The sequence below is a fragment of the Mycobacterium sp. SVM_VP21 genome (genome assembly GCA_024758765.1).
In the GTDB taxonomy this organism is placed as follows: Bacteria; Actinomycetota; Actinomycetes; order Mycobacteriales; family Mycobacteriaceae; genus Mycobacterium; species Mycobacterium heraklionense_C.
Genome location: CP101406.1, coordinates 2642200 through 2659832, shown reverse-complemented (window position 1 = coordinate 2659832; position 17633 = coordinate 2642200). Strand labels below are relative to the sequence as shown.

Annotated in this window: 7 protein-coding genes; all 7 read left to right on the top strand. The window is 69.8% G+C overall.

Annotated elements, in window-relative coordinates; all coding sequences use genetic code 11:
• Positions 1-58: 58 nt before the first annotated feature.
• Genes NM962_12150 through NM962_12120 form a run of 7 tightly spaced genes read left to right on the top strand, consistent with a single transcriptional unit; the run spans position 59 to position 17621 of the window.
• The gene (locus NM962_12150; GenBank protein UVO10790.1) at positions 59-805 is read left to right on the top strand and encodes a thioesterase domain-containing protein; all 747 of its coding nucleotides are present in this window, start codon (positions 59-61) and stop codon (positions 803-805) included.
• A complete protein-coding gene (locus NM962_12145; GenBank protein ID UVO10789.1) occupies positions 798-2114 on the top strand; it encodes a polyketide synthase in 1317 nt (438 codons plus the stop codon). Before NM962_12150 ends, NM962_12145 begins: the two co-directional genes overlap by 8 nt.
• The gene (locus tag NM962_12140; GenBank protein UVO10788.1) at positions 2108-5053 is read left to right on the top strand and encodes an SDR family NAD(P)-dependent oxidoreductase; all 2946 of its coding nucleotides are present in this window, start codon (positions 2108-2110) and stop codon (positions 5051-5053) included. The genes NM962_12145 and NM962_12140 overlap by 7 nt, the downstream gene beginning before the upstream one ends.
• The gene (locus NM962_12135) at positions 5046-11621 is read left to right on the top strand and encodes an amino acid adenylation domain-containing protein (GenBank protein UVO10787.1); all 6576 of its coding nucleotides are present in this window, start codon (positions 5046-5048) and stop codon (positions 11619-11621) included. Before NM962_12140 ends, NM962_12135 begins: the two co-directional genes overlap by 8 nt.
• Positions 11618-16021, top strand: a complete 4404-nt coding sequence (locus NM962_12130) for an amino acid adenylation domain-containing protein (GenBank protein UVO10786.1) — start codon at positions 11618-11620, stop codon at positions 16019-16021. Before NM962_12135 ends, NM962_12130 begins: the two co-directional genes overlap by 4 nt.
• A complete protein-coding gene (locus NM962_12125) occupies positions 16018-17394 on the top strand; it encodes a lysine N(6)-hydroxylase/L-ornithine N(5)-oxygenase family protein (protein ID UVO10785.1) in 1377 nt (458 codons plus the stop codon). Before NM962_12130 ends, NM962_12125 begins: the two co-directional genes overlap by 4 nt.
• Positions 17391-17621, top strand: a complete 231-nt coding sequence (locus NM962_12120; protein ID UVO10784.1) for an MbtH family protein — start codon at positions 17391-17393, stop codon at positions 17619-17621. Before NM962_12125 ends, NM962_12120 begins: the two co-directional genes overlap by 4 nt.
• Positions 17622-17633 lie beyond the last annotated feature (12 nt).

The following is a 17633-nucleotide window of genomic DNA, read 5'->3' as shown; positions in this document are numbered from 1 at the left end:
GGGTAACCTAACGCAGGGAAATTAGGGCAGCCTTTACTAATACTTGCGAGGGGATCGGATGGCCGTCGACGACACCTCGGCCGTCGCGCAGTTCCCCTCCTGGATCGGCCGCTTTCCCGGACCCGGCGCCCCCACTCTGGTCTTCCCCCACGCCGGCGGGACCGCGGTGAACTACCGCCCGTTGGCGCTGGCCCTGGCCGCCGGTGCCGACACCTACGTCATGCAGTATCCGCAGCGTGCCGACCGTTTCCGCGAGCCGGCAGCCGAAACCCTGCCGGAGTTGGCCCGCAGTCTGTTCGACGCCGCGCCCTGGTACCGGCTCGGGCCGCTGCGCCTGTTCGGGCACAGCATGGGCTCACTCGTCGCGTTCGAGTTCGCCCGGCTCGCCGAAGAGCGCGGCATCGAGATCCAGCGCCTGTGGGCCTCGGCGGCGCCGGCGCCCGGCGTGGTGGCCGGGCTGCGCAAGGTGCCCACCGGGGACGCCGACCTGCGCGCCGAACTGGCCCAGCTGGGCGGCACCGACCCGCGGATCCTGGCCGACGAGGAATTCCTCACCCTGCTGCTGACCCCGGTGCGCTCGGATTACCTGGCGTTCAACCGCTACCAGTGCGCACCCGACGCCACCATCCGTGCCGACATCAGCGTGCTGGGCGGCCGCTCCGACGACCGGGTCGGCGCCGACCTGCTGGAACGCTGGGCCGACCACACCACTGGCGCCTGGTCGATGTCGCTGTACGACGGCGGGCACTTCTATCACTACGAGCACATCGAGACCTTGGCGAAGCGGATCATTGCCGATGAATGATCGGCGCGAGGACCCGGTCGTCATCACCGGCCTCGGCGTCGAGGCGCCCGGTGGGATCGACACCGCCGAGCAGTACTGGTCACTGCTGGCCGACGGCCGTGAGGCGCTGAGCACCATCCCCGAGGACCGGGACTGGGCGGTGCGCGAACTCATCGAGGGATCGCACCGCGACGGCTTCAAGCCGATCTGCAATGCGGGCGGATTCCTGTCCGGCGCTGCCGAATTCGACCCCGGATTCTTCGGGATCGCACCACGCGAGGCGGTCGCGATGGACCCGCAACAGCGGGTGGCACTGCGGGTGGCCTGGCGCGCCTTGGAAGATGCCGGCATCAATCCCGACGAGCTCAGCGGCCACGACGTCGGCGTGTACCTCGGTGCGTCCGTCACCGGCTACGGCCCGGACATGGCGCAGTTCAGCGCGCACAGCGGTCACCTACTGCCCGGCACCGCACTGTCGGTGATCTCCGGCCGGATCGCCTACACCCTGGGACTGGCCGGCCCTGCGATCACCGTCGACACCTCCTGCTCGTCGGCGCTGTCCGCGTTGCACCTGGCGGTGCAGGCGATTCAGACCGGTGACACCGACATGGCGCTCGCCGGTGGGGTGTGCGTGATGGGCTCACCCGGCTTCTTCGTCGAGTTCTCCAAACAGCACGCGCTCTCCGACGACGGCCACTGCCGGCCCTACAGCGCCGCCGCCACCGGAACGGTGTGGGCCGAAGGCGCTGGCATCTTTGTGCTGCAACGAAAATCGGCTGCCCTGCGCGACCGCCGCCATATCTACGGCGAAATCATGGCCAGCCGGCTCAACCAGGACGGTCACACCACCGGCCTGCTCACCCCCAGCGAACAGGCCCAGCAGCGACTCTTCCGGCACGCCCTGGCCGATGCCGGCGTGCATCCCAGCCAGGTCGGGATGATCGAAGGTCACGGAACCGGGACCCGGGTCGGAGATCCCGTCGAGCTGCGGTCGCTGATCAGCGTCTACGGCACCGACACCACGGCCGGCGCCGGCCCGCGGCTCGGCTCGGTGAAGTCCAACATCGGACATAGCCAAGCTGCGGCCGGCGCACTCGGGCTGACCAAAGTGCTCCTTGCCGCCGAGCACCAGACGATCCCACCCACCCTGCATGTCCGCGACGGCTGGCACGACGGCATCGACTGGGACGAACACGGAATCACGCTGGCCGAAACCATCACCGCCTGGCCGGCGAGCGACGGCCGCCGGATCGGCTCGGTGTCGGCGTTCGGGATGAGCGGCACCAACGCGCACCTGATCGTCGGGGTGGACGAGGTCGCGCCGTGCTGAACAGTCACCCGACCACCCTGCCCGACGGCCGGATCCCCGTGCTGATCTCGGCACACGCCCGCGACCTGGTGGCTGCCGAGGCCGGCGCGCTGGCGCGTTACCTGCACACGCATTCCGCCGGGGTCGAGGCGGTTGCCCAGACTCTGCGGGCCACCCGTCCGGTGCGCCGCTATCGCGCGGTGATCCGGGCCCGCGATACCGCTGAGCTCATCGCCGGCCTCGATGCCGTCTATCGCGGCGTCGAACACTCCCTGGTGGCTCAGTCGCATCAACCCGCGACCGCGCGCACCGCGTTCGTATTCCCCGGCCAGGGGAATCAATGGCCCGGCATGGGAGCCGAGCTGCTCGGCCTGGCGGCGTACCGTGCCGAGGCGGACCGCTGCCATGACGCCTTCCTGCGAGCCGGTCACGCTTCGCCGCTGAGCTACCTGCGCGGCACCAAGGACACCAACCCCGTGGTGGTACAGGCAGCCCAGTTCACCCATGCTGCGGCACTGGCAGCCACCTGGCGGCATTTCGGCGTGCTGCCCGACATCGCCGTCGGGCACAGCCTGGGGGAGCTGGCCGCCGCCTACACCGCCGGCGTGGTGGACTTGGACGCCGCCGTGGCGGTGGTGGCCGCACGGGCGCAACTGACCGACCAGCTGGCCGCCAACGCACCGGTCCGGTTCGGCATGGCGATGATCGCCCTGAACGCCGACGCCGCCGCCGATCTCATCGCCGCGACCCCTGGCTGGCTGGAGCTGTCGGTGGTGAACGGCCCCGAATCGGTGGTCGTGTCGGGCGAATTACCGGCGATACAGCAGGTTCTGGAGACCGCCGACCGGCGCGGAGTCTTTGCCCGCGAGCTGCCGGTGCGCTATCCGGCGCACACCAGCGCCCTGGAGCCGCTGCGAGATCAGCTGACCGGCCAGCTTCCCGAGGCGCAATTCCACAGCACCCCGGTGGAATTCATCGGATCGGTGTACGGCGGACCGATCCCGCCCGCGACTACGTTCCGCCAGTATTGGTTCGACAATCTGCGCCGGCAGGTCCGGTTCGACTTGGCCGCGGCTGCCGCGGTGGCGCGCGGCGTCACAACGTTCATCGAGATGTCGGCGCACCCGACCCTGGTGGTGGCGCTCGGCGACTCCGTCGGTGCCGCACAGGTGCTGGGCAGCACCGACCGCGACCGGTCCGCCGGTGAGGCGCTGGCAGCGAACATCGCCGCCGCGGCGATTGCCGACCCCGGCTACCGCTGGCGCGACTTTGCGCCGGATGCTCCTGGGCTGCTGCGGCATTTCCCGCACGCACCGATGCACACCAACCGGCTGTGGGCCGGCACGGAGACACCCGCGCCGCGCCACCGGATGCCGGTCGTCATGACCGAAAGCTGGCTGCCGGTCACCGAGCCGCAGCGGCGGCCCGCGCGGGTGTCCATCGTCGACTATGCCGGGCAATCGGCCGAACTGACCGCGCAATTGGCGGCCGAGCTGGACGCCGAGCTGGTGAACCCGGCCGACGCCGAATTCCTGCTACTGCTCGCTCCGCTTGCCGACGCGGCCGATACAGCCACCGCAACCGGCGAGTTCGCCGAACACGCGGCCGGCCAGAGCGCTGTCCGGCCAGGACAGAACTGCCGCCGGGTATGGCTGCTGACCCGCGGCGCCGAGCAACTCGACGGTGATCCGCTACCGCGCCCAGGTGCGGCCGCGCTGGCCGCGCTGCATCGCAGCACCGGGTTCGACTACCCCGACCACACGTTCGCGCACCTGGACCTGCCGGTGCAGCCCACGGTCGCGGACCTGCGAGCCGTGGGTGCTGCACTCTGGTTGACCGACACCGAGGTTGCGGTACGTGCCGGAAGCCTGGCAACCCGTCGATTCGTCGAGTCCGTCGAGTCCAGGGCCGCCGCAACGGTTCCCACGGTCCCGGAGACCGTGGTGATCAGCGGCGGAACCGGCGCCATCGGCTTGGCCTACGCGGCGTTCTGCGCCGAACACGGCGCCCGCGAAGTCATCCTGCTCAGCCGCAGCGGGGCCACCGATGCGAGTACGCCGCAACTGGAGGCGCTGCGGGCGCGAATCGGAGTGCGCATCACCGCGATCCGCTGCGACATCACCGACGACGCTGCGGTGGCGGCGGTCATCGCGCAATATCGCCCGGTACCGGCCGGGCTGCTGGTTCACACGGCGTCGGCAGAAGCGGTGGCCGCCTCGAAGGTGACCGCCGAGGCGGTCCGGGACGCGTTCGGCGCCAAGGTGATCGGACTGGACAACCTGGCACGGCTCTGGCCGCTGGACGCCGATGCACGGGTGCTGGTGTGCTCCTCGGTGCTGGCGCTGTGGGGTGGGTCGGGACACGGACTCTACGCGGCGGCCAACCGGATGGCTGACACGCTGGTGGGACAGCTGCGGGCGCAGGGCCTGGGCGCCACCTCCATCCGCTGGGGATTATGGCGCAGCGTTGCCGTGGTCAGCGGCGAGGAGAAGGACCGGATCGCTCGCACCGGCCTCACGCCGATGGCCCCGGAGGCCGCGATCACCGCGGGACTTCTTGCCGCGCCGAACGACCCGGCGATCCTGGCCGCCGATTTCGATCGACTGTCGGTGTTCTTCGACAGCCAGGGCGTGCCCTCGCCCTTCGATGCATCACTGACCGCCGCCCCGCCTGACGCCAACGCCGATCGACCGATCGGTGAGGTGGTGACCGACGAACTGGTGACGGTGCTTGGCCTGGAAGGCCCCGACGACATCGACATGCATCGAGCCCTGGTCGACCTTGGCCTGGATTCACTTCTCGCACTGGACCTGCGCAAGCGCCTGGGGCGGGCCACCGGCCTGCGTGTGGCGCTCGGTCCGCTGCTGGCCGGAATGACCGGAGCCCAGCTGACAGCGATGTTGACCGATGACGCAGCGCCGGCCGCGGCGACCGAAAGGACTGTGTTCACCCATGACTGATGCCGTCGACCAGGCGACCGACGCCAACGAGCTACGGCTGGAACTGCTGCGCCGCCGACTCGCCGAACGCGGATTGGCCGCTGCATCTTCGGAGCCGCAGTCTGGGCCGGCCAATGGGTCTGGGCCGTTGACCATGAGCGACGGACAGCGCCGGATGTGGTTCGTGCAGGCGCTCGACCCGGACGGCGCGCTGGCCAACATCTCGGTCTCCTACCGGCTCACCGGACCGCTGGACGGCGCTCGGCTGCAGGCCGCGCTGGCCGCGGTGGCTGCCCGCCACTCAGTGCTGCGCACGGTCTATTCCGTCGACGACGCGGGCGAACCGCACCCGATGGTCGCCGACGTGACGCCGGGTTTTGCCGCACACGACCTGTCCGACCTCGCCGAACAGGCCCGCGCACTGCGTCTGGAAGTCCTGGCCCAGCGAGAATTCGGCACCCCGTTCCGGCTGGACGCCGATGCCCCGCTGCGGCTGACTCTGGTGCGGGTTGCACCGGACGAACACATTCTGCTGCTGGTGGCCCACCACATCGCCTGGGACGACGACTCCTGGGCGGTCTTCTTCGCCGACCTCACAGCTGCCTACGCTGATCCCGAGCAGTTCGCCACCCGCCCGCCCGTCCCGCACCCTGCAACTCCGGCGGGCTCCGGTCACGAAGCCGAACTCACTTACTGGCGCTCCCTTTTGGCTGATCCGCCGGACCCGCTGGAGCTGCCCGGCCCGCACGGCTCGGCGATACCCAGCACGCTGCGCGCCGGTCTGTGCACCCGCACCCTGCCCGCCGAGTTGATGTCCGACATCGCCGATCTGGCGCGCAGCAACGGCGCCACGCCTTACATGGTGATCGCCGCGGCGCTGTCTGCCCTGATCCACCGGTACACCGCCACCGACGACTTCCTCATCGCCTCACCGGTGCTCAACCGCACCGCCGGTACTGAAGGGGCCATCGGCTACTTCGGCAACACCGTGGTGCTGCGCGCGAAGGTTGACGCTGCTGCCCGGTTCAGCGAACTGCTGGCGCACACCCGTGACGCCGCGCTGGGGGCCTTCGGCCACCAGGGCATCAACCTGGATCGGGTCGTGCGTGAACTCAACCCGGATCGCCGGCATGGGGGCGTGGAACGACTCACCCGGCTCAGCTTCGGCTTCCGCTCGACCCAGGGGGGTGGCTTCGAGCCGGACGGGATCACCTGCACCCGAGCCGATTACCGCGGCAAGGTCGCCCAATTACCGCTGGGGATCATGGTGGAGGCCGGCGCCGAGGGTGCGCTGATCGAGGCCGAGTACCTGCACGACGTGCTCGACGAGGCTTTGGTCGATCAGTTGCTGCGCCACCTGGTGCAGCTGTTGTCCGCCGCCGTGGCGGAGCCTGCGACAACCGTCGGCGAGCTGGACATGCTCGGCGACGACGACCGGGCCTGGCTGGACGCGATTTCCCGCGGACCCGACTTCGCCCCGCCTCCCGAGGCGCCGGCCACCCTGGGCTCGCTGGTGGCTGACCGGGCCGCGGCCACCCCGAATGCCATCGCCGTCGTCGACGATCACGGCCGGTACAGCTACGCCGAGATCAACGCGCGCGCCAACCGGATCGCACACCACCTGATCGCCGCGGGCATCGGCACCGAGGACAAGGTTGCGGTGCTGTTCGGCCGGTCAACCGATCTGGTCGTCACCGCCCTGGGAATCGCCAAAGCGGGCGCCGCCTACGTTCCCGTCGACCCCGAATACCCGCCGGACCGTATCGAATTCATCCTTGGTGACGCCCGGCCGTCGATCGTGCTGCGTGAGCCTCTGACCGCGGACGAGCTGGCCGGGCAACCCGACACCGACCCGACCGACGCCGACCGGGTGCGCCCGCTGCGTCCGGAGAATCTGGCCTACCTAATCTACACGTCGGGTTCGACCGGGTTGCCCAAGGGCGTCGAGGTCTCCCACGCCCCGATCACCGAGTACCTGATCTGGTTCGGCGGCGAATACGGCATCGACGACACCGACGTTCTGCTGCAGGTCGCATCGCCGAGCTTCGACGTGTCGATCGGCGAACTGTTCGGCACCCTCGGAAACGGTGCCCGGCTGGTGATTCCGCGCCCGGACGGACTCCGCGACATCGGCTACCTGACCGACCTGCTGCAGCGCGAAGGCGTCACCGCCATGCACTTCGTACCGTCGCTGCTAGGCCTGTTCCTGTCGCTGCCCGGCGTGAACCAGTGGCGCACCCTGCGGCGCATCCCGATCGGTGGCGAACCGTTGCCGGGCGAACTCGCAGACAAGTTCCACGCCATCTTCGATGCCCTGCTGCATAACTTCTACGGCCCCACCGAGACCGTGGTGAACTCCTCCCGGCACAAGGTGGAAGGCCCCCAGGGCAATCGGATCGTGCCGATCGGCAGCCCGAACATCAACACCACCATGTGGCTGCTCGACGATGCCCTGCAGCGGGTTCCGGTCGGGGTGATCGGCGAGATCTACATCGGCGGAACACATGTGGCCCGCGGCTACTTCGACCGCCCCGGCCTGACCGCGGAGCGCTTCGTCGCCGACCCGTGGACGCCCGGCCAGCGGCTGTACCGTACCGGTGATCTGGCCCGCCGCAATGCCGCCGGCGACCTGGAATTCATCGGCCGCGCCGACGACCAGGTCAAGGTCCGCGGCTTCCGGATCGAGCTCGGCGAGGTGGCCTCGGCGATCTCGGTGGATCCCAGCGTCGGCCAGTGCGTGGTCGTGGTGTCGGATCTGCCCGGGTTGGGCCGCAGCCTGGTCGCCTACCTGACCCCCGCCGGCCCCGGCGCCGGGGACGGCCCCGAGCCAAGCGCGACAGAAGACACCGTCGAGATCCCGCGGATTCGGGCCCGAGTCGCTGCGGCCTTGCCGGAATACATGGCGCCGGCGGCCTACGTCGTGGTGGATGACATCCCGATCACCGCGCACGGCAAGATCGACCGGGCCGCGCTGCCCGACCCGCAACCCATCGAGAACACGCCCTACCGGGAGCCGCAGACCGACACCGAACACGTGGTGGCGCAACTGTTCGCCCAATTGCTCTCCCGCGACAAGGTGGGAGCCGACGACTCGTTCTTCGACCTCGGCGGTCACTCGCTGTTGGCCACCAAACTGGTCGCGGCGATCCGCGCCCGCTGCGAGGTGGAGATCGGCATCCGGGAGATCTTCGAGGCCAGCACGGTGGCCCGACTGGCCGCCGCGATCGACCGGGCGCCGGCCGCGCAACCCGACGAGAACGGGGCCGGCCGACCGCCGTTGGTCGCCGTACCGCGCTCCGGAAACCTTCCGGTTTCGGCATCGCAGCTGCGAACCTGGTTCGCCTACCGCCTGGACCCCGGCGCCACCGGCGACAACATTCCGCTCTCGGCCCGGCTCACCGGACCCTGCGACACTGCCGCCCTGACCGCCGCGATCGGTGACATAGTGGCCCGCCACGACAGTCTGCGCACCACGTTCCGCGAGATCGACGGGCTGCCCCACCAGGTCATCAATGCGCCCGCGGCGGTGCCGGTGACCGAACTGCACTGCCCGGAGACCGATCCGGGCGCCGTCACGGCGTGGACCCGGGCCCGACTCGACGAGCAGCGCGGCGCCGCGTTCGACCTGGAACGGGATTGGCCGATCCGGGCGGCGCTGCTGCACCTGCCCGGCGACGAGCGGGTGCTGTCCCTGGTGGTGCACCACATCGCCGCCGACCACTGGTCGGTCGAGGTGCTTTTCACCGACCTGCTGATCGCCTACCGGTCCCGCGCCGCTGGCTCCGTCCCGGCATGGGAGCCGCCGGCCTTGCAATACGCGGACTTCGCGCACTGGCAGGGCGAACTGCTGCGTGATGAGTCCGGTCTGATCGAGGCGCAGCGCCGCTATTGGATCGAGCAACTGGCCGGCCTGGCCGACGACACCGGACCGCGGCCGGACTTTCCCCGCCCCGCCACCGCGAACGGCTCCGGCGATTCGGTCGCATTCACCGTCCCCCCGCAGGTGCGAGCCGGGCTGGCGGCGCTGGCCCGCGAGACCGGCGCCACCGAGTTCATGGTGGTGCAGTCCGCGGTCGCGGTGCTGCTGCACCTGGCCGGCAGCGGCGACGACATCCCGCTCGGGGTACCGATCGCCGGACGCACCGACAACGCACTGGACAACCTGGTGGGGTTCTTCGTCAACATCGTGGTGCTGCGAAACCGGTTGTCCGGCAACCCGACACTGCGTGACGTGGTGACCCGGGCGCGGGAGGCCGCACTGGGCGCCTACGCGCATGCCGACCTGCCGTTCGACCGACTGGTGGAGGCGCTCAACCCGGTCCGGACGCTGTCGCGTAACCCGCTGTTCCAGGTGGTGGTTCACGTCCGCGAGGCCGCCGACGTCACCCACGTCATCGACACGGGGCCCGACGGCGACCTGGTCTTCCGCACCGTGATGCCCACCTTCGACATCGCGCACGCCGACCTGTCGGTGAACCTGTTCACCACTACCGCGTCCGATGGTGCCGGTTATGACGGACATCTGATCTACCGCACCGACCTCTACGAGCGCGCCACCGTGCAGCGGCTGGCCGACTGGCTGGGCCGGGTATTGGCAACCATGGCAGGCGATCCGGGACGGGCGCTGCGCGACATCAGCCTGGTCGACGACGAGCAGCGCGAGCGCATCCTGCACCAGTGGAGCCGCGGCGCCGAGATTCCCGCGGACGATCCGCAGACGATCGCCGACGTGCTGGCGCCCAGCCGCAGCTTCGAGGGCGTTGCGGTGCGCTGCGCCGGAGCCGAGCTCACCTACCCGCAGCTGCATTCCCGCTCCGACCGGCTTGCCGAGCTGCTGATCGCCGCCGGCGTGGAATCCGGAAACCTGGTGGGCCTGTCGGTGCGCCGTGACCTGGATCTTCCGGTGGCGCTGGTGGGCATCATGAAGGCCGGGGCCGGCTACTTCCCGCTGGACCCCAGCTATCCGCGCCAGCGCCTCGAGTTCATGATCGACGACGTCTTCTTGAACGATGCAGCGCCGAAGGTGATTCTGGTCAGCGGCGCCACTCGGGATGCGATTCCGGCAACGGACGGTGTGACGCTGCTGTGCCTGGACGACGCCGATGTGCAGGCTGAGCTGACCAAAGACACTGCCGGGGTGGGCCTTCCGGTGCCGCACCCCGACGACCCGATGTATCTGGTATTCACCTCCGGCTCCACCGGTCTCCCCAAGGGCGTGCTGGGCACTCACCGGTCGATGAGCGCACGCCTGAACTGGCAGATCGCCCACTACCCGGTCAGCGGTGACGACATCCGGCTGGCCCAGTCGTCGATGACCTTCCTGGAGGGCGGCATGGAGATGCTGGCCGGGCTGGCTGCCGGGGCGACGCTGATTCTGGCCGACGACAACGAGTTCCGTAACCCCGAAGCGTTGGCCCGGCTGATCGTGGACGAGCGGGTGGCTCAGGTGACCGCGGTGGCCAGCCTGATCTCGGTGCTGGTCGACACTGCTCCCGTGGCGGTGCGCGGTCTGCGCCGCCTGGTGTGCAGCGGGGAACCCGTCTCGGCGGACCTGCTGGCCCGGCTCGGCGGGGCACTCGATCCGAATGCCCAACTGCTCAACAACTTCGGTGCCACCGAAACCTCGGGTGCGGTGGTGCGCGGTGAACTGGAGCCGCCCACACCGAAACTGGGCCGGCCTACACCCGGATCGCAGGCCTACCTGCTCGACGACGCACTGCAGCCGGTCCCGCCCGGGGTGGTCGGCGAGGTCTACTACGCGGGTCCGCAGATCGTCCGCGGCTACTGGAAGCGGCCGGGACTGACCTCGACCCGCTTCGTCGCCAACCCCTTCTCCAACGCTTCTGGTGACCGGCTCTACCGCAGTGGCGACCGGGCCCGTTGGACCGTCGACGGAGTACTTGAATTTGTTGGCCGTACCGACCACCAGGTCAAGGTGCGGGGCTTCCGGGTGGAGCTGGCCGAGGTCGAGGCCGCACTACGTGGCGCACCGGGAGTGTCGGCGGCCGCTGCCCGCACCTGGGAGCAGCGCGGTGTCACCACGCTGGCCGGCTATCTGGTGCCTGCGGCCCCGGTCGCCGACGCGGCGGAGTTCATCGCTTCGGTGCGCGCGGCCGTGGCCGCGACGCTGCCCGGCTACATGGTCCCGTCATCGTTGACCGTGCTCGACGCCATGCTGTTGACCGACTCCGGGAAGCTGAACCGGCCCGCGCTGCCGCAGCCGGCGGTGGTCACCCGCGGGGAATCGGACCCACCGGTCACCGCCACCGAAGCGACCCTGGTCGGAATCTGCGCCGAGCTGTTGGATGTCGCGGCAATCGGGCGCAGCGACGGCTTCTTCGAACTCGGCGGCGACAGCATCCTGTCGGTGCAGCTGGCTGCGCGGGCTCGGGCGGCGGGGCTGGACGTTGACCCGAGGATGATCTTCGAGCACCCGACATTCGCCGAACTGGCCGCCGCCGTCGATGCTGCGGCTGCGGCCGGCGGCACCCCGGAAGCCGCCGACACGGCGTTTGAACCGATGAGCGTCTCGGGGCTGAGCAGCGATGCACTGGCCGATCTGACCGCGGCATGGGGTGATTCGCCATGACCGAGACCTCCCAACGGCCGGTCCCGGCGATCGAGGACGTGCTGGCGCTCTCTCCGCTGCAGCAAGGACTGTTCTCGCTGGCCAAACTCGCCACCGATGACGGCGGCGGGCGCGACGGTGTCGACGTCTACACCGTGCAGTTCGTCATCGATATCGTCGGCGCCGTCGACCCGGGGCTGTTGCGCCGCAGTGCCGAGGCGATGCTGGCTCGGCATGCGAATCTGCGGGCGTCGTTCTGGGACGTCGACCTGCCGCACCCGGTACAGATCATCCCGGCGACAGCGGTTCTTCCGTGGCGAGAGATCGAAGCTGCACCAAGCGAATTCGAAGAGATCGCGCGCATCGAACGCGCTACGAACTTCGACTTGGCCCGCGGACCGTTACTGCGCTTCGTGCTGGCCCAGTCCGCTCCCGAGCAGTACCGACTGATCCTCACCGTGCACCACCTATTGATCGACGGGTGGTCGATGGCGGTGTTCTTTGACGAGATGGTGGCGATCTACCGCGGCGGCGGCGTCGACCCGCTGCCCGCCCCGCGCCCCTACCGCGACTACATCGGCTGGCTGACAAGCCAAGACACTGCCGCCGCCACACAGCGGTGGCGCGACTACCTGGCCCCGCTGAGCGCACCGACCATGCTGGCTGGCAGAGAGCGCGCCGCGGTGGGCAGTGCAGTTCCGCAGACCCACGAGGTCGCGCTGGACAGCGAGGCCACTGCGCGCCTGACCGAATGGGCCCGCCGGCACGGTCTGACGCTGAACACGGTGCTGCAGTTCGCCTGGGCGGTGCTGCTGGGCAGGCTCACCGACCGAACCGACATGGCGTTCGGCGCGGTGGTGTCGGGCCGCCCCCAACAGCTCACCGGCGTCGAGACCATGGTCGGCCTGTTCATCAACACCGTCCCGGTGGCCGCGTCGACGCCGCCGCGCGCCGAGGTGGTCGCCACCTGTCAAGCGCTGCAACGCGATACCGCTGCCATGCGCGACCTGGGATACCTGAGTCTGTCGACGGTGCAGCGGGCCAGCAGTAACGCGGTGTTCGACACCCTGCTGGTATTCGAGAACGCGCCCATCGGCTCGGCGACAGCCGGGGTCACCACTGAGGACGGGGTGCGCTTCATCCCGGTGGCGGTGGAAAGCCTCACGCACTATCCGCTGACGCTGGTCAGCTACCCGCCCCGCGACGGCCGTCTCACCGTGCTGCTCGAGGCGATCCCAGACGCGCTGGGGGAGTTGTCGGTTCCGGATCTGGGCCAGCGGTTGCTGCAGGTGTTGCGCCAGCTTCCCGACCCGGCACGGCCCCGCGTCGCCGACCTGGACGTGCTGCTGCCCGTCGAGCGGGCCCGCATCGCCGCTCCGGTCGACCGGTGCCTAGACCCGACCACCTCGGTGCCCGCGTTGTTCGCCGCGGCTGCCGCAGCGCATCCGGACAGTCCGGCGCTCGCAGGCCAGGACCGGAGCCTGACCTACGCCGAGCTGGCGGCCGAATCCGCCGCGCTGGCGCGGGCATTGGCCGGGCGGGGGATCGGTCTCGAAGACCGGGTCGCGATAGCACTGCCTCGCTCCCTGGATTCGGTCATCGCGATCCTGGCGGTGCTGCAGGCCGGGGCGGCTTACGTTCCCGTCGACCTCAGCCTGCCGGAGGTGCGCATCGAATCGATTCTGCGCCAAGCCGGCCCGAAGATGACATTGACCGTCGAACTGCTGGACGAGTTGCGTGCCGAAGATGCGGTGCAGATCCCGACTCCGGTCGCGATCCACCCCGACTCGGCCGCCTACGTGATCTTCACCTCAGGATCCACTGGAGAACCGAAGGGCGTCGTCGGCACCCACCGTGCGCTGGCGTCGTACTTTGCCGACCACCAGCAACGCATGTACGCGCCCGCCGTCGCGCGCCTGGGCCGGGCACTGCGCGTCGCGCACGCCTGGTCATTGAGTTTCGACGCGAGCTGGCAGCCGCTGGTCGGCCTGCTAGGTGGTCAGTGCGTGCACCTGTTCTCGGCTGAGGAGATGCGTGACGCCGAGGCGATCATCGACGGCATCCGCCGGCACCGACTGGACATGATCGACACCTCACCGTCGATGTTCACCCAACTGTTCGACGCCGGGTTGCTTGATGCCGGCTCCGACCACCGCCTCACCGTGCTGGCGCTCGGCGGCGAGGCGATCGCCCCGCACACTTGGGCGCGACTGCGTGCGGCGCCCTCGACGGCGGTCCACAACTGCTACGGACCCACCGAAACCACCGTGGAAGCCGTCGTCGCCAACGTCGCCGACACCGATGTACCGGTGATCGGGGAAGCGGTGCGCGGCATGAGCGCCCACGTGCTGGACTCCGCGCTGCGCGAAGTGCCCGACGGAGTGGCCGGCGAGCTGTACCTGGCTGGAGCGCAGGTCACCCGCGGCTACCTGGGCCGCGCCGGGGCGACCGCGGGCCGCTACGTCGCCGACCCGTTACGCGCCGGAGGCCGGATGTATCGCACCGGCGATCTGGTCCGGCGCCGGACCGATGGCCGCCTGGTCTACCTCGGCCGTGCCGACGACCAGGTCAAGGTGCGCGGCTACCGCGTCGAGATCGCCGAAGTCGAGGCGGCACTGGCCGCCGCGACCGGGGTGACCGCGGCCGCGGTACTGCCCGTGCAGGGGCCGGCCGGCACCCAACTGGCCGGCTTCGTCACCGGCGCGCACGTGGACACCACCCGGGTGCGCGCCGAGATCGGCACCCGGCTGCCGTCCTACCTGATACCTGCCCGGATCACCGCGGTCGAATCGATGCCGTTGACTTCCAACGGAAAACTGGACACCGAAACACTGCTCACGCTCGCCGGGCCCTTCGTCGGCGGCGGAGTAGAGGCGGCCACCGACACCGAACGGGTCTTGGTGGAACTGCTCGCCGAGGTGTTCGTCGGCCCGGAGGGCGCCGCGGGGGCAGCAGGTGCAGCGCCCGGGGTCGAGACCGATCTGCGCGAACTGGGCTTGGACAGCATCGTTGCGCTGTCGATGGTGCGGGCGGCCCGCCGCCGGGGGCTGCCGTTGCGTCCGCGGACCATATTGAGCTGCAACACGATTCGGGATGTGGCCGCGGCCTTGGACCGCGAAGTGGCCGAAGCCGACGCGGCGGCGCAGCGGGACGGGTCGCAGGCGGCCGACGGGCCGATTCCGTTGCTGCCGGCCGGTCGCTGGCTCTACCAATACGGCAGTCCACGCCGATTGGGCCAGGTCGAAGCGATCCGGCTGCCCGACGACACCGAACCGGCACAGCTGCGGGCCGCCTTGGCAGCGATCGTCGCCGCTCACCCGCTACTGCATACCCGGCTTGTCCCGGCCGAGCTGACCCTGTATCCGACCGAGCCCGTCGACGTCTTGACAGAGGTCATGGTTGAGGCGGCCGATCTTGCGGTGGTCACCGAGCACGGCATCCGGCTGTTGGAGAGCCTGGATCCGGAGAACGGGGTCATGCTGCGCGCGGTGTGGCTACGTGGGGCCGACGGTACGGGAGTGCTGATGCTGTGCGGCCACGTGCTGGCTTTGGACCCGGTGTCGTGGCAGGTGATCCTCGGTGAGCTGCACGCCGCGCTGGCCGGGGCGGATCCGCTGCCGGAGCGCAGCGGCTACCGGCGCTGGGCGACCGCGCTGCACGAGCGTGCGCAGTCCCTGGACACCGTGGACTTCTGGACCGCCCAGCTGGCCGGCGATGACCCGGATCTGGGTGCTCGGCGGGTCGACCCGCAACGCGATCGCGCCGGTGATCTCACGGTGTCGGTGACCGTCGCCGCCCCGGCGCTGACCGCTGCGCTGTTGGCCTTGCCGGTTCCGATGCATGACCTGCTGGTTGCGGCGACCGCGCGGATGGTCAACGCCTGGCGGGCCCGGCGGGGGCAGGCCGGCGCGACACCGCTGCTGGCCTTGGAGACTCACGGGCGTGCCGAGGAGATCGTGACCGGTGTAGACACCGCCGACATCGCCGGACTGCTGTCGGCGATCTATCCGCTGCGGGTGGCCCAGGCAGACCCGGCGGGAGTGGCGCGCACACTGGCCGACATCCCGGGTGGCGGAATCGACTACGGGCTGCTGGCCTACCTGCGTGCCGACACTGCCGACCGGCTGGCTGCCCAGCCGGGGCCGCAGTTGCTGCTCAACTACCTGGGCCGGGTCGACCGGGCCGGGGGCGGGCCGGCCGTGGCGCCAGACTTGATCGCCGGGCTGCCGTCGGTGCCCGAACCCGGCCAGGCGGTACGCCATGAGCTGAGCGTCTTCGCCGCGGTCGCCGACCTCGGAGCGGGGCAGGCGCTGATGACCCAGTGGCGCACGCTGCCCGATATCCTCGGCGACGCCGAGATCGTGCAGCTGCAAGAGCTGTTCACCGACAGCCTGGGCGACCTGGTGGAGGAACTGCGATGAGCACACTTGCGGTGGTGGGCGCCGGGGCCAAGGCGGTCGCGGTGGCGGCGAAGGCCGCCGTGTTGCGCGACATGGGCGTCGCCGCACCGGACGTGGTTGCCGTCGAACGCACCGAGGTCGCCGCCAACTGGCGTGCCTCCGGAGGCTGGACCGACGGCGCGCACCGGCTGGGCACCAGCCCGGAAAAGGACGTCGGCTTCCCCTACCGCTCGGCACTGGTAGCCGGCCGCAATGCCGAACTCGACGAGCGCATGACCCGCTATGGCTGGCAGTCCTACCTGATCGCCACCGGCCAGTTCGCCGAATGGGTGGACCGGGGCCGGCCGGCCCCCACGCACCTGCGGTGGAGCCAGTACCTGCGCTGGGTGGCCGACGCGGTGCGGCTCAACGTGATCCCCGGTGAGGTGGAGCGGCTGGGGGTGAACGGCGCCGGTTGGGTGCTGCACACTAGGGAAGCCTCTCGGGAGACTACAGTCGGCGCGGATGCGGTGATGATCACCGGTCCGGGCCAGGCCGAGAAGTCGATCCTGCCCGGCAACCCGTTGGTGCTCTCGATCGCGCAGTTCTGGCATCGGGCCGCCGCCGACCGGATCAGCGCGGAGCGCGTCGCCGTCATCGGAGGCGGCGAGACGGCGGCATCGATGCTCAACGAGCTGTTCCGGCACCGGGTTTCGACGATCACTGTGATCTCCCCGCAGGTGACGCTGTTCACCCGCGGGGAGGGTTTCTTCGAAAACGCCCTGTTCTCCGATCCCATCGACTGGACCGCGCTGACCTTGGCCGAGCGGCGAGATGCGCTGGCCCGCACCGACCGTGGGGTGTTCTCGGCCCGAGTACAGGACGCGCTGCTGGCCGACGACCGGATCCGCCACCTGCGGGGCCGGGTGGCGCACGCGGTGGCTCGCGACGGCCGAATCCGACTGACGCTGAGCACCAACCGAGGCGGTGAGAACTTCGAGACCGTGCACGGCTTCGACCTTGTCATCGACGGCTCCGGCGCTGACCCGCTGTGGTTCGTGTCGCTGTTCGGCCAGGACACCCTGGACCTGCTCGAGTTGGGCCTGGGCGGTCCGCTCTCCGGTGACCGGCTGGCCGAGGCGATTGGGCATGACCTGGCCGTCGCCGACGTCACCCCGAAGCTCTTCCTGCCCAACTTGGCCGGGCTCACCCAGGGGCCTGGTTTTCCCAATCTGAGCTGTTTGGGACTGCTATCCGACCGGGTGCTGGGCGCCCACCTTTCTGCTGCGCCACCAAAATCCCCCACGAGTTCCCCCGCGAGTTCCCCCGCGAGCAGACGCAGAATCGCACTCGACGGCTCCGCCGCGTGCGATTCTGCGACTGCTCGCGCCACTGATACCGAGGAGATCCGATGAGCACCAATCCCTTTGATGACGAAAGCGGCAGCTTCTACGTGCTGGTCAACGACGAGGAGCAGTACAGCCTGTGGCCGACATTCGCCAATGTTCCCGCTGGGTGGCGAGTCGTCTACGGAGGTGAACAAGGTGCCGGTCGCGCGGCCTGTTTGGAGTACGTCGAGCAGCACTGGAACGACCTGCGGCCCAAGAGTCTTCGTGATGCCATGGCGGCCGAACGGGGGTAACCTGGCCCGGTA